11 protein-coding genes and 1 pseudogene are annotated in these 13708 nt (G+C 67.6%); all 12 read right to left on the reverse strand.

Going from position 1 to position 13708, the window contains the following annotated elements:
* Window positions 1-107: 107 nt before the first annotated feature.
* Window positions 108-950 carry an MHYT domain-containing protein gene (locus H0B43_RS17835; RefSeq protein ID WP_185726716.1) on the reverse strand — a complete coding sequence of 281 codons (843 nt, stop codon included), beginning with the start codon at window positions 948-950 and terminating at the stop codon, window positions 108-110.
* Window positions 951-960: 10 nt separating this feature from the next.
* The gene (locus H0B43_RS17840; RefSeq protein WP_312033708.1) at window positions 961-1512 is read right to left on the reverse strand and encodes an ATP/GTP-binding protein; all 552 of its coding nucleotides are present in this window, start codon (window positions 1510-1512) and stop codon (window positions 961-963) included.
* A gap of 13 nt (window positions 1513-1525) precedes the next feature.
* Window positions 1526-1900 (reverse strand): DUF742 domain-containing protein, encoded by a 375-nt coding sequence (locus H0B43_RS17845; RefSeq protein ID WP_185726714.1) that lies wholly within the window; start codon window positions 1898-1900, stop codon window positions 1526-1528.
* Between the two features lie 7 nt (window positions 1901-1907).
* A complete protein-coding gene (locus tag H0B43_RS17850; RefSeq protein ID WP_005249096.1) occupies window positions 1908-2324 on the reverse strand; it encodes a roadblock/LC7 domain-containing protein in 417 nt (138 codons plus the stop codon).
* Window positions 2321-5170, reverse strand: coding sequence for a sensor histidine kinase (locus H0B43_RS17855; RefSeq protein WP_185726713.1), 2850 nt, complete (start codon window positions 5168-5170; stop codon window positions 2321-2323). Before H0B43_RS17855 ends, H0B43_RS17850 begins: the two co-directional genes overlap by 4 nt.
* A 412-nt stretch (window positions 5171-5582) precedes the next feature.
* A complete protein-coding gene (gyrB, locus tag H0B43_RS17860; RefSeq protein ID WP_185726712.1) occupies window positions 5583-7625 on the reverse strand; it encodes a DNA topoisomerase (ATP-hydrolyzing) subunit B in 2043 nt (680 codons plus the stop codon).
* Between the two features lie 197 nt (window positions 7626-7822).
* Complete coding sequence (locus H0B43_RS17865; protein ID WP_185726711.1) at window positions 7823-8761, reverse strand: alpha/beta fold hydrolase; 939 nt, start codon at window positions 8759-8761, stop codon at window positions 7823-7825.
* 42 nt (window positions 8762-8803) lie between these two features.
* Complete coding sequence (locus H0B43_RS17870) at window positions 8804-9922, reverse strand: PDR/VanB family oxidoreductase (RefSeq protein WP_185726710.1); 1119 nt, start codon at window positions 9920-9922, stop codon at window positions 8804-8806.
* On the reverse strand, window positions 9919-10833 hold the full coding sequence (locus H0B43_RS17875) for a metal-dependent hydrolase (protein WP_185726709.1): 915 nt from the start codon (window positions 10831-10833) through the stop codon (window positions 9919-9921). The genes H0B43_RS17870 and H0B43_RS17875 overlap by 4 nt, the downstream gene beginning before the upstream one ends.
* Window positions 10834-10959: 126 nt before the next feature.
* Window positions 10960-11523 (reverse strand): DUF721 family protein, encoded by a 564-nt coding sequence (locus tag H0B43_RS17880; protein ID WP_185726708.1) that lies wholly within the window; start codon window positions 11521-11523, stop codon window positions 10960-10962.
* Window positions 11513-12742: a DNA replication/repair protein RecF gene (gene recF / locus H0B43_RS17885; RefSeq protein WP_185726707.1), complete on the reverse strand. Its 1230-nt coding sequence runs from the start codon at window positions 12740-12742 to the stop codon at window positions 11513-11515. The genes H0B43_RS17880 and recF overlap by 11 nt, the downstream gene beginning before the upstream one ends.
* Window positions 12743-13675, reverse strand: a pseudogene (gene gnd / locus H0B43_RS17890) (phosphogluconate dehydrogenase (NAD(+)-dependent, decarboxylating)); the annotation flags it as partial.
* Window positions 13676-13708: the final 33 nt, after the last annotated feature.

The following is a 13708-nucleotide window of genomic DNA, read 5'->3' on the forward strand; positions in this document are numbered from 1 at the left end:
CGGTCCTGCACGACGTCGCGCAACCACCCGAGTCTATAGGTGCAGGTCAGCTGTGAGGCGGAAGGACTCGGGTGCGCCGAGGAATCGGTGCCTCGAGAGTTGCCCGATTACCGGAGTTCGAGCTCTCTGCCCCGAGATTCGGCGGCGAGCGATTCCGCCGCGAGCATGTCGGCCTCGAGCTCTAGTTCGGCGGCCACGCGGTCGGGGGCCATCAGCAGCGCCGTGATGGGGATGGTCACCACGAGCATGCCGAGCACGAAGACGGGGAACAGGATCGAGAACACCTCGAGTCCGTCCGGGCGCGCCACGGCCGGGTCGACGGTGGCGCTCAGCCCGAACACCCCGGTGTAATGCATGGCGACCAGTCCGACCGCCACGACCACCGATGCGATCAGACGGAGCGTGCGGGATTCGAGGGCCGAGATCGACCACATGATTCCGGCTCCCACCAGCAGGCCGATCAGCGACGCGGCGGCGGTGTACAGGGGGTCGGAGTCCACCGAGCCCTGGATCTCGAGGGAGGCGACGATCGCGAGGTGCATGCCGGCGAAACCGACGGCGAGGAGCACCGCACCGCCGGCGAGGCGGCCCATCTCCACCGACGAGTTCGGCATCCGGTGTTTCGTCGGCGGCGGGCTGACCATCAGCAACGCCACCGCGGCGGCCGCGACGGGCACCACGAACGAGATCACGATCCACAGGACGTCGTAACGCACCACGCTGCCGTACACCTCGAACCCGACCATCGCGATGTAGTGCGGCAGCCAGGCGCCGATACCCCCGATCGACAACGCGCCCCACCCCAGCCAGAGATACCGCTGCCGCGGGTTCGGTGCGATCACCGCCTTGCGGGCGGCGGCGATACCGACGAAGACGCCGATGAACGCCGTGACCGCGGCGAGGGCGGCGATCCAGGTGCCCATGGAGAAGTGCTGCAAGTCGTCCGACATGTTCGAATCCTCAGTACGCGGCCGTGTGGAGCCTGGTCAGTGCGTATTCGGTGATCGCCACCAGAGCGCGTTTCGCCGATTCCCGGTCGCGCGCGTCGATCGGGATGATCGGCACGTCCTCGGAGATCGCGAGGGCGGCGCGGATGTCCTCGATGGGGTACCGGGGGGCGTCGTCGAATTCGTTGATCGCGACGAGGAACGGCAACTGCCGGGCCTCGAAGAAGTCGACCGCCGCGAAACTCTCGTCCAGCCGGCGGGTGTCGATCAGGACGATCGCGCCGATCGCGCCGCGGATCAGGTCGTCCCACATGAACCAGAACCGGTGCTGGCCGGGGGTGCCGAACAGGTACAGCACCAGGTCGTCGGCCAGGCTGATGCGACCGAAGTCCATCGCGACGGTGGTCGTGCCCTTCTGCGGGGTGGCAGCCAGGTTGTCGACGCCGTCGCTGGCGTTGGTCACGAGCGCCTCGGTGCGCAGCGGGACGATTTCGGAGACAGCCCCGACCAGCGTGGTCTTGCCGACGCCGAACCCGCCGGCTATCACGATCTTGGTCGAGGTCACCCGATTGCGGGGATCAGATTTCGCGAAGTCCACTGAGGACCCTTTCGATGAGTTCACGACGTTCGGAGTCGGTCGAGTCTTCCTTCAGGGTGGCCAGGATCTGCAGATGCCCGGACTCGACGAGGTCGGCGACGAGGACGCGTGCCACTCCGAGCGGCACACCCACACGGGCGGCGATCTCGGCGACCGAAGGCGACTGCTGACACAACGCCACGATCGCGGCGTTGACGTCGTCGAGCTCCCACTGCCGGTCCACCGACTGCGGGAGTGCCTGAATCAACGCCTCGAGCGCGAGCTCGACCGCGGGCCGGGTGCGGCCCGACGTGAGCGAGTACGGGCGCACGATGTTCGGGCCCGACCGCTCCGAGTGGTGATCGTCCATGGGCATGGTCTGGTCAGAGACCCTGCGGGGTGCGGGCCGTGGCCTGCACCGATGCGCCGACACGGTCGACCAGGATCGCCATCTCGTAGCCGACCTGCCCGATGTCGCACTCGGCGTCGGTGAGCGTCGCGAGGTGGGAGCCGTCCCCGACGCTCATGAGCAGCAGGTACCCGTGCTGCATCTCGACCACCGACTGCAGCACTCCGCCGCCTTCGAACAACCGGGACACGCCGGCCGAGAGGCTGGCCAGCCCGGACGTGACCGCGGCGAGCTGCTCGGCCCGGTCGATCGGGAGGTGGGCGCTGGCCGCCATCAGGAGACCGTCCGCGGATACCAGGACGGCGTGGGAGACACCGGGGACGTCACTGGCGAAGTTCGACACCAACCAGTCGAGAGGACGCGTGACGTCGGATCCATGAGCGGTGTTCATCGGTCTCCTTCAATGCTGTTACGTTCCGCGAGCCTCGTGGCCCTGCCGTTTCGGACGCCCTGCTGGTGACGACTGAGATTGGCGCGAATTGTCTCAGGGTCACGCACGCGGCGCAGTGTCCCCGTATTGTGCGCGCCTTCCACGGTGCCGGGAACCAGGCGGTCGCCGGGTCGCCGCTTCGGCAGACCGATCTCGGGGTCGACCTCGACCGGGGTCTCACTGATCCGTTCCGCGGCGGACCATCCGGCGTCGCCGGCGGAGTGCCAGACACCCGGTGCGCCTTCGGCCCCGGTCGGATCGGTCAGCCAGTCGGACACCATGTCGGAGAAGATCGGGGTGCCGCCGCCGGGGCGGGGTGCCGCCTCGGTTGGGGGCGGGTCGATCCGCGACTGGAAGAACGACGCGGTCTTCACCGAGTTCGTGCGGTAGCGGTGCCGCACCGGTGCCTGGTCGTCGCCGTCCCGCGACGGGGACGCCGACGGCTCCACGTTTCGCGTCTCGGCGCGGTTCTCGCTGCGCGGGGCCTGCGGTGCATGCAGCGGTTGCGATTCCGCCGATGCCTTGTCCGAAGCTTTGTCCGAAGCTTTGTCCGGAGTCGCCTGCGGTCGCCGCACGGGCAGCTTCGGCATCGCTCCGGAGCCTCGGACGGTGACAGTGTCCAGGGACTGCGCGGCCGGAGTGCTTGCCGACGACCCTGCGCCGGCCGCGATGCCACTGGCACCGGGCTGACGCCGGGGCAGGCTCGTGCCGGAGGCCGTGGTCACCGCACTCGCGGGAGCTGGGCTCGGTGCGGACGGCGTGGACGGGGTGCGGACCGGCAGCCCGTTGCGGGTCGCCTGCTGCCCGTTGTCCTTCCGCGGCGTGGGAGCCGCGGGCGCCGGGATGGCGGTGCGAACCGGTGCCGCGGGGATCTTCCGCTGCGATCCAGTGTCCTGCCGGGCGGCCTGCGAGACGATCAGCGCGTTCGGAATATGAATGCTGACGGTCACGCCGGGGTTCCGCGCGGTGTCGAACGTCGACCGCAGGCGCACGGTCAGGCCGTGCCGCTTCGCGAGCCGGCTCACGACGAACAGACCCATATGACGCGCGGTCTCGGGACCGACCTCGCCACCGGACGCCAGGCGCTCGTTGACGGCCCGCATGTCGTCGGCCGGGATACCGATGCCGCGGTCCGCGATCTCGAGCAGCACTCCCCCGTCCACGGCGCGGGCGAAGCTGAACGTCACCGCCGTGTCGGGCGGCGAGGCGCGCAGCGAGTTGTCGACCAGTTCGGCAAGCAGGTGGACGACGTCGGTGACGACCGTTCCGCTGAGCGCACCCTCGGGGGTGGCGCCCATCTGCACACGCTGGTAGTCCTCGACCTCGGAGATCGCCGCACGCAGCACGTCACCGAGCGGGATCGGCGCCGCCTGCGACCGACGTACGCGGGTACCGGCCAGAATCAGCAGGTTCTCGCCGTTCCGCCGCATACGGGCGGCCAGGTGGTCGAGCCGGAACAGACTCTCGAGACGCTTCGGGTCCTTCTCCTCGAACTCGAGATTCTCGATCAGGCCGAGCTGCTGGTCCACCAGCGACTTGCTTCGCCGCGCGAGCGTCTCGAACATGTCGTTGATCTGCAGGCGGAGTTGCGCCTGCTCACCGGCGAGCTTGAGCGCCTGCCCGTGGATGTCGTCCACGGCGCGGGCGAGCTGGCCGATCTCCTCGGAGGAGTGCACGGCCACCGGCTCGAACGACAGCGCCCGCGGATCGTCGCTGGCCTTGATCTGCTCGATCGCGTCCGGGAGGTCGCGGCGGGCGGCCTTCAGCGCGCCGTAGCGCAGGCGGCGGATCGGGCCGATCAGCGAACGGGACACGAGGAGCGCGAGAACGAGCGCCGCGAGCAGCGTGCCGAGGACGATCGCGGTGTCACGCAGCGCGGCGGACCGGGTCTCGGCCGCGCGGACCTGCACGGTGGACGCGATGTCCTTCGCCGCTTCGCTGGTGAGCTCCTGATAGACGTCACGGCTCGCGATGAGCGAGGACCGCAGCTGCAGAATGGGCAGCACCCCGCCGCGCGACGCGTCCGCCAGACCCTGGTCGATGAGGGCGTTGCGGGCGGCGATGTTGTTTCTCAGCGTCTCGAGGCGGGCATCGCCCTTCGGGTAGTACCGGTCGAGGACGTCGAGGAGGCTCGACTCGGCGCCGGCGGCCGCGACGACGGCGGACGTGGGGATGTTGCCCGTCCGCGCCTTCTCCCGTCCGTCGGGAGCGGCGTAGGCGTCCTTCACGATGACGAGACCCATGGCCTGGTCGAACAGGCGGCGCTGCGCCTGCCACGCGTTGGTCAGCTGGTAGCCCTTGTCGACGACCTCACTGTCCTCGATGGGGCGCACGATGTCGTCGACCTCGCGGATGAAGTCCGCGGCGAACGCGCGCTGGCGTTCGGCGAGCAGGTCGGTGGCGACACCCGGCGAATCCATCAGATTCAGCAGGGCCCGGCCGTCCGAGACGGTCTGGTTGATGGAGCTGGCGACGGCCGGATCCAGTTCGGGGTTGCGGGCCTGTTCGGACACGGCGTCCATCAGGGATTCCGCGTCCGCCCGGTCGTCCTTGGTGAGGGTGCCCGAGGCGTAACCACTGGTCACGGTGCCCATCGAGGCCTCGAGGGCCACGATGTCCGGGACGACGACGATCTGGTCGGCCGCCTCGGTGAAGTGGACGGCGTTGCTCAGTTCGCCCTGCACACGGAGCCCGCCGAGCACCATGGCGACGGTGACGGGAACTGCGAGAACCGCGGTGACCTTCCACCGCAGGCCCCAACCCTCGATATCCCAGAACTTTGCCCGGGGCGGCGAATCGTCGCTCATCCCACGCTTCCTTTCCAACCAGTCATAACTCGCCGATCTGTGCTCGTGACCACGCCCACGGCACGGCAGACGTACTGGCCGGGACGACACGCGTCGACAGAGGAAAGTGTTCGATCAGTCGCGCTGCCCGACGCACCGTTGTCGAAATGTAACGAGTTCATCACATCCTCATCGGGAACGTTCTTACCACAGAAATTCCCCGATCCTTACTTTCGAGTAACATGCGCACCACTGATCCCATACGTCGCCGACGGGGGTGGATCAGCCGACCAGGCTACACAGAATCGCGGTTCACAGTCGAGGACGGATTCGCGGGCTCCCCGGCCCGCGGATCCACCGAGGACGGGAACAGCCACCGGCGTCTTCCGACCACCGGTGGCTGCACGAATCCGTATTCTCTTGCGCGCGATACCTAGACGTCCAGGAAGCGGACATCCTTCGCGTTGCGGGTGATGAAACTCCGCCGAGCCTCCACGTCCTCACCCATGAGGACGCTGAACAGTTCGTCGGCTGCCGCGGCGTCGTCGAGCGTCACCAGACGCAGGACGCGCACCGACGGATCCATCGTGGTCTCCCACAGTTCCTTGGCGTTCATCTCGCCGAGACCTTTGTAACGCTGGATGCCGTCGTCCTTGTTGATCTTCTTGCCCGACTCGAGGCCGGCCTTGACCAGAACGTCGCGCTCGCGGTCGGAGTACGCGAACTCCGGGTCGCTGCGCTGCCACTTCAGCTTGTACAGCGGCGGCTGCGCGAGGTACACGTGGCCGTGCTCGACCAGCGGCCGCATGAACCGGAACAGCAGCGTGAGCAGCAGCGTTGCGATGTGCTGGCCGTCGACGTCGGCGTCGGCCATCAGCACGATCTTGTGGTACCGCAGCTTCGCGATGTCGAATTCGTCGTGGATCCCCGTGCCGAACGCGGTGATGATCGACTGGACTTCGGTGTTCTTCAGCACACGGTCGATGCGCGCCTTCTCGACGTTGATGATCTTTCCGCGCAGCGGGAGGATCGCCTGGTACATCGAGTCGCGGCCGGACTTCGCCGAGCCGCCTGCGGAGTCACCCTCCACGATGTAGATCTCGGACTTGCTCGGGTCGTTGGACCGGCAGTCGGCGAGCTTGCCGGGCAGACCGCCGAGATCGGTGGCGCTCTTGCGGCGCACCAGTTCGCGGGCCTTGCGGGCGGCGACGCGTGCCTGTGCCGACGACACGGCCTTGTTCACGATGGTCTTCGCGTCGGCCGGGTTCGCCTCGAACCAGTGCGACAGGTGCTCGTTGCTCGCCTTCTGGACGAACGACCGGACCTCGGTATTTCCGAGCTTCGTCTTCGTCTGACCCTCGAACTGCGGTTCACCCACCTTCACGGAGATGATCGCCGCGAGACCCTCACGGATGTCGTCGCCGGTGAGCTTCGGGTCCTTCTCCTTGAGGAGCTTCTTGTCGAGCGCGTACTTGTTGACCGTCGCCGTCAGAGCCGAGCGAAAGCCCTCTTCGTGGGTGCCGCCCTCGTGGGTGTTGATCGTGTTCGCGAACGTGTGGACCGACTCCGAGTAGCCGGAGTTCCACTGCATCGCGATCTCGAGTTCGTGACCGGTGCCCTTCGCGGTGAAACCGACGACGGAGTTGTGGATCGGCTGCTTCGTGCGGTTGATGTGCCGCACGTAGTCCTCGAGACCGCCCGGGTAGTGGTAGACGCGGGTCTTCACCTTGTGCACGGCCGGCGCATCCGCGGCGGCGGACTCGTCCTCGGCCGTCTTCGGGGCATCCGCGACCTGGCTGACGACCTCTTCGGTGACCTCGGCGTCGCTGACGCGCTCGTCGGTGAGGGTGATCGTCAGGCCCTTGTTGAGGAAGGCCATCTCCTGGAGTCGGCGTGCGACCGTCTCGAAGCTGTACGTGGTGGTCTCGAAGATGTTCGGATCGGCCCAGAACCGGACCGTCGTGCCCGTCTCCTTGGTGGCTTCGCCCTTGACGAGTTCGCCCGGCTTGGAGTCGGTGTACGTCTGGGTCCAGCGGAATCCGTCGCGCTTGATGTCGACCTCGAGCCGGGTGGACAGCGCGTTGACGACGGAGATACCGACACCGTGCAGACCGCCGGACACGGCGTAGGAGTCGGAGTCGAACTTGCCGCCGGCGTGCAGCTGGGTGAGGACGACCTCGACGGTGGGGACACCGGAGGCGTGCATCCCGACGGGGATGCCTCGACCGTCGTCGACGACCTGGACGCCACCGTCTTCGAGAAGCGTGATCTCGACCTTGCTGGCGTATCCGGCCATGGCCTCGTCGACGGAGTTGTCGACGACTTCCCAGATCAGGTGGTGCAGACCGCGTTCACCGGTGGAACCGATGTACATACCCGGTCGCTTACGAACGGCTTCGAGTCCCTCGAGGACGGTGATGGAAGAAGCGCCGTAGTCCTTGCTGGAGGTGCTTTTGTCTGACTTCTGGGCAGCCACGGGTGGGTAGCTCTCCTTCTCCGTCCAATGCCCGACGCAGGCGCCCACCGCCCTGGTCGGGCACGCGGGAGACGAGAATCGGGAATCTTGCCGCTAGTTACCTCGGCCATCTTACTGGTACGCCGGGCCCAGGAGCGTGCTATGACACCCCTGAGCGCCCCGTAGGCGAATTTTCAGGGCGTCTGGGGAGTGAAAACCTAGGCTGAAGCGCTCTCGGACTGGCCGTCGGAGAGATCGGCCACCCGCCGCTCCCCGATGTCCAGCACGAACTCCGCCGCGAGTTGCGCGATGTCCTCGGCGTGGGAAATCGGTGACCAGTGGCCGGCGTCGACCTCCCGCCGCCGCAGGTCGGGCGCCCACTTCTCGGTGTCCTCGTATCCGACGGGCCGCACCGCCTTGTCGTTCCGGTTCAGGATCAGCTGGACGGGAACGTCCGTGTACCGGTCGCGGGGCTTCCGCAGGCACGTCCGGATGTTCGCGCGGTACAGCTTGAGACCGTTGACCATGTCGTCCGCCAGCGTCGGCGCCGGACGCACCAGCGCGGGGTCGAGACGGTCGAAGAATTTCAGGAACGCCGGCCAGTGCCGCGAGAACCACAGCCGCAGTGGCAGTGTCGCGAGGCCGGGGATCTGGAAGAGAACGGTGTATCCCGACGCCACCGCCTGGGCGAGCGGCCCACCGAAGCTGCGGTCCGCGAAGCGGCGGCGCATCCACTTGCCGAGATGATCGAGGTTGGGCCCGGACACCGACGTGAACGACGCGATCCGCGCGCGTGCCCCCGGCTCGCACACCGCTTCCCACGCCTCTACCGACCCCCAGTCGTGGGCGAGCACGTGCACCGGTTCGCCCGGGCTCACGGCGTCGATCACCGCGAAGAGATCGCCGGCCATCGCGGGCAGCCGATAGTCCTCGACCCGGACCGGGACCGTGCTCTGGCCTGCGCCGCGACTGTCGAAACTGACCACCCGGAACCGCTCGCTCAAGAACGGCACCACCCTGCTCCACAGGTCGTGGGTGTCGGGCCAGCCGTGCACCAGCACGATCGTCTCGCCTGCGGGGTTGCCGTCCTCGAAGACGGCGAGGTCGACGGAACCGTTGGTGATTCGCCGGGCGGTGCCGGATGCGGAGGGAGTCATGGGTGTCCTCAGATCGTTCGGTGTGTCGGGAATCGAGGGGAACTACAGGTCGAGCACGAGACGGCCGCTGTCGGCGCGGGACACGCAGATGAGCATCTCGTTCTCCTGCTCGGCGTCGGTGAGCCGCGTCTCCCGGTGATCCGGGGTGCCGGAGAGCACCTTCACCCGGCAGGTTCCGCAGAACCCCTGTTGGCACGAATACCCCACGCCGGGCATCGTCTTCCGGATCGCCGTCAGGGCGGATTCGTCGGCGGGCACGGTGAGCACCTCGCCCGTGCTCACGAGCTGTACCTCGAACTCGGTGCCGTCGAGTACCGGTGGCGCCCCGAATCGTTCGAAATGCAATGCGGTGGACGGGCTTCCGGGGAATGCGCGGCGTACCGACTCGAGCATCGGTGTCGGTCCGCAGCAGTAGACGGCGCCGCCCACCACGGCACGCTCCAGCAACTCGTCGGCGGCCGGAAGTCCGTACTCGTCGTCGGGTCGTATGAAAACCCTTGACCGATCGAAGGTTTCGATCTCGTCGAGGAAGGGCATCGACTCCCGGGACCGCCCGGAATACACGAACTGCCAGTCCATCCCCAGTTCCCGTGCCGCCCGTACCATCGCCAGGATCGGCGTGATGCCGATGCCACCCGCGATGAAGAGCGCACTCCCCTCGCCCACGAACGGAAATCCGTTGCGCGGGCCGCGAACCGTCACCGACGCCCCGGGTGCGAGGGCATGCATCTCGAGGGATCCGCCGCCTCCGTCCGGGATCCCCCGCACGGCCACGCTGTAGCCCGTGCGATCGGACGGATCGCCGCACAGCGAGTACTGACGGCGCAGCCCCGACGGCAGATGGAAGTCGAGGTGCGAACCCGGATGCCACGCAGGCAGTTCCGCACCGTTCGCGGCCTCGAACCGCAGCTGGACGACATTCTCGTCCGACGCGACGACGTCACGATGGGATACAACCAGGGTCATCGCGACATCGGGGTTGTGTCCGGCCACCACCGGGTCGTATTCGTACGCGGTGAGGACCCGGAGGTACTTGGCGGCGACGGCCTCGGTGATGCGCATGGCACGATCCGGGCGCGGCCGCCCCTTGATGTCCGGGGGACCGTCGTAGCGGGGCAGCCCCTGCCCGGTCAAGGCCTCCCGCACGTGTGAGAGTTTCACCGCTCCGCCGCCTGGGCAGCCGGCGAGGACGCCAGGTACTTCACGGCCTGCGCCGTCGACCCCTCGTTGCTCGGGTGGTAGGTGCGCGTGAAGTACGTGGACATCCGCTTCGCGAGCTCCCGCGCGGTCGGCAGGGTGCCGCGTTTCCCGGCCGCGAAGAAGTCGGTCAGGTGCGGCTTGCGCCGATGCGCCGACCACTGGGCGAGCTCGGGATCGTTGCGCATGAGGAACCGGGTGCCGCGCACCCACAGCCACACGATGACCGGGGTCACGATCACCTGGGTGCGGATCCGCCGGGACTCACGCTTGTCGAAGTACCGCATGACGTCGTAGGCGACGGAGCGGTGTTCCACCTCCTCGGCGCCGTGCCAGCGCAGCAGGTCGAGCATCGTCGGGTGCATGCCGGCGCGGTCGAGGCCGTCGGCGTTGAGTACCCAGTCGCCGAGGAATGCGGTGATGTGCTCGATGGCGGCGATGACCGCCAGCCGCTCGATCAGGTAGTTCTTCTCGCGGAGGCCGGTGAGGGGACGCGGTCCGAGGATCTTGGAGAATGTCCATTCCATCTGCTCGGTGAAGGGCGTCGGGTCGAGACCCTTCTCCTTCAGGTGCACGAGCACCCCGGTGTGGGCGTTGGAGTGCATCGCCTCCTGGCCGATGAATCCGACGACGTCGTCGCGGAGTTGCTCGTCCTCGATCAGCGGCAGGGCCTCTTTGAACGTCTCGACGAACCACTCCTCGCCCGCCGGCAGGAGAAGGTGCAGAACATTGAGGACGTGCGTGCTGAACGGGTCGCCCGGGATCCAGTGCATCGGGAGGTTCGACCAGTCGAACTCGACGTTCCTGGCCTGCAGCAGGATGTGCTCGGGTTCGGGGATCGCATTCCGGTTCCGGGGTGCAGTCGGGGCGGACATCTCATTACTCCTTCGTGCCGGCCGCTGCGCCACGACGAAGGGTTGTGGCACAGTTCACTCGAACAACTCGGGGTAACTGTAACACTGGGTAATAGACAAAACTAGGGACCGAACGCCCGCTCCGGCCTACCCGTAGGTGTCCCGGGGACCGCGCCCTCGGATGTGTCGTTCCCCTTTTCGCCAGCTCGGAGCGGTCGGGCCGGTGATCCGCAATGACTTCACCACCCCGTCGCCGACCGCCGCGGCGATCTTCGCGAGAATCTGCGACTGCATCATCCGGAGCTGCGTCGCCCACGCCGTCGACTCCGCGGACACGCTCAGGATCCCGTCCCGCAGGCCGGTCGGTTCCGCGTGCGCGGCGATGTCCTCGCCGACCACCTGCACCCACCGCCCGAGCACAGTGCCCTCCGACACCTTCGGAGACCAGCCCCGTTGTTTCGCGAGCGCGCTGGTCAGCGCACCGAACGGCTGGGGGTCACGGTCGTCCGGACCGGGACCGGACCAGCCCCGCCGACGCCGCGCGCGCAGCGCCCGGACACCGGTGCCCGACCGACGGCCCTGCCCGACGGATTTTCCGCTCGCCTTCGCCGCGGCCCGCGCCTCCTCGAGGGCACGTCGGGCGAGATCGATTCCCTTCACTTCCGGCTCGGGTGTGCCCGCGGATGTCGTGGGCTCGGAATCATCCGTCATGGTGGTCCTCCGTCTCTTCCACTATGCGTGAGATCCGTCCACGATCGGTGTCGCGGGCCTCGACGCCGAATCGCACGGCGTCGAGTTCGTCCGGTACATCTTCCGGCACGGCTGCCGTAATCAGCACCTGTTCGGCGTCCAACGCAACCTTCGCGAGCGCGCGGCGGCGTCGCCGGTCGAGTTCGGCGAACACGTCGTCGAGCATGAGCACGGGATCGCTGCCGTCCGAACGCAGCAACGCGAATCCCGCCAGCCGCAGCGACAGCGCGAACGACCACGACTCCCCGTGACTCGCGAACCCCTTGGCCGGGGTGTCGCCGAGGTGCAGTTCGAGGTCGTCGCGATGCGGTCCGACGAGACACACACCCCGCTCGATCTCCTTGGATCGCATCACGGACAGCTCGTTCAGGAACCGCTCCTCGAGGAATGCGATGTCGCCCGCTTCCGGCACCCGCGCCGGGTCGGTGTAGTCCGGCGGCAGCGAGGAGCCGAGACTCGAGCGGTACCGGATGCTTGCGGGCCGCGACTCGGGTGCCAGCGACTGGTACGACTCCGCCAGATGGGGGGCCAAATCGTAGACGAGGCCCAATCGCCCGGCGAGCAGCTGCGCCCCGTGCGCGGCGAGGTGTCCATCCCAGACTTCCAGTGTGGCAAGGGCACTCGCACCGTCCTCGTTCGGCCGCCCGCCGCGTGCGGATCTGCGCAGCGCGCCGCCCGCCGTCTTGAGCAGCGCCGACCGCTGCCGCAGCACCCGGTCGTAGTCGGCGCGCACCGCCGCCATCCGCGGGATGCGGGACGTGAGGAGTTCGTCGAGATATCGCCGGCGATCACCGGGATCACCGCGGACGAGCGACAGATCCTCCGGCGCGAACAGCACCGTCTGCAGAATCCCCAGGATCTCCCGCGGCCGCCGGGTGGGCGACTGATTGATCCGCGCCCGGTTCGATTTGCCGTCGTTCAACTCGAGGTCGACGGTCAGTTCCCGCCCGGCGTTGACCACGGTGGCCCCCGCGAACGCCTGACCGGTGCCCGACCTGATCAGGGGGGCGTCCGAACTCACCCGGTGTGATGACAGGGTGGACAGATAGCCGAGCGCCTCGAGCACGTTCGTCTTGCCGTGACCGTTGGGTCCGACGAAGACGGTGCATCCCGGGCGCAACTCGAGACCGAGCGCATCCCAGGAACGAAAATCTCTGAGCGAGACGGCGCGAACGAACACCTACGTTCCAGAACCGGCTTCTGCCTCGCCCGCTGCCTTCTTCACGGCGTGACCACCGAACTGGTTGCGCAGCGCCGACACGGCCTTCATCGCGGGCGAATCGTCCTGGCGGGACGCGAACCGCGCGAACAGCGCGGCCGAGATCACCGGTGCGGGCACGGCATGGTCGATCGCCTCGAGCACCGTCCACCTGCCCTCACCGGAATCGTCTGTGTACCCGGAGATCTCGGCGAAATCGGGGTCTTCACCCAGCGCCTTGACGAGGAGGTCCAGCAGCCACGACCGCACCACCGTGCCCTTCGACCATGCCCGCAGCACCGCGTGGACGTCCGTGACGAGGTCTTCGGCCTCGAGCAGTTCGTAGCCCTCGGCGTACGCCTGCATCAGCCCGTACTCGATGCCGTTGTGGATCATCTTCGCGTAGTGACCTGCGCCGATCGGTCCGGCGTGGGCGAATCCGTCCGCCCGCTCACCCTCGGGCCGGAGAGCGTCGAAGATCGGCAGCGCACGCTCGACGTCCGCATCCGACCCACCGACCATCAGCCCGTAGCCGTTCTCGAGTCCCCAGACCCCGCCGGACACACCGCAGTCGAGGTAGCCGATGCCGCGGGAACCCAGCAGTTCACCGTGAACCTTGTCGTCGGTATATCTCGAGTTGCCGCCGTCGATCACCAGGTCGCCGGTCTCGAGCACCGACGCCAGCTCGGTGACCGTGTCATGGGTGATCTTTCCCGCCGGAACCATCACCCACACGACCCGCGGGAACTCGAGTCGTTGCGCGAGCTCGGCCAGGGAGGCCACATCCGTGACCTCGGGGCGAGGATCGTAGCCGACCACCTCGTGCCCGTGCGCGCGCAACCGCTCGCGCATGTTGAATCCCATCTTTCCGAGCCCGACCAACCCGATCTGCATCGTGATCTCCGTCCACTCGTGAGATTTCGTTCGGCAGTGCTGGTTTCGCTTCCG

It is taken from the genome of Rhodococcus sp. 4CII, from assembly GCF_014256275.1.
In the GTDB taxonomy this organism is placed as follows: Bacteria; Actinomycetota; Actinomycetes; order Mycobacteriales; family Mycobacteriaceae; genus Rhodococcus_F; species Rhodococcus_F wratislaviensis_A.

What these genes read in the sequence shown, in the direction of transcription:
- H0B43_RS17835 (WP_185726716.1), bottom strand. Translation starts at nt 950, where the DNA reads ATGTCGGACGACTTGCAGCACTTCTCCATGGGCACCTGGATCGCCGCC.
- H0B43_RS17845 (WP_185726714.1), bottom strand. Translation starts at nt 1,900, where the DNA reads ATGCCCATGGACGATCACCACTCGGAGCGGTCGGGCCCGAACATCGTG.
- H0B43_RS17850 (WP_005249096.1), bottom strand. Translation starts at nt 2,324, where the DNA reads ATGAACACCGCTCATGGATCCGACGTCACGCGTCCTCTCGACTGGTTG.
- H0B43_RS17855 (WP_185726713.1), bottom strand. Translation starts at nt 5,170, where the DNA reads ATGAGCGACGATTCGCCGCCCCGGGCAAAGTTCTGGGATATCGAGGGT.
- H0B43_RS17865 (WP_185726711.1), bottom strand. Translation starts at nt 8,761, where the DNA reads ATGACTCCCTCCGCATCCGGCACCGCCCGGCGAATCACCAACGGTTCC.
- H0B43_RS17875 (WP_185726709.1), bottom strand. Translation starts at nt 10,833, where the DNA reads ATGTCCGCCCCGACTGCACCCCGGAACCGGAATGCGATCCCCGAACCC.
- H0B43_RS17880 (WP_185726708.1), bottom strand. Translation starts at nt 11,523, where the DNA reads ATGACGGATGATTCCGAGCCCACGACATCCGCGGGCACACCCGAGCCG.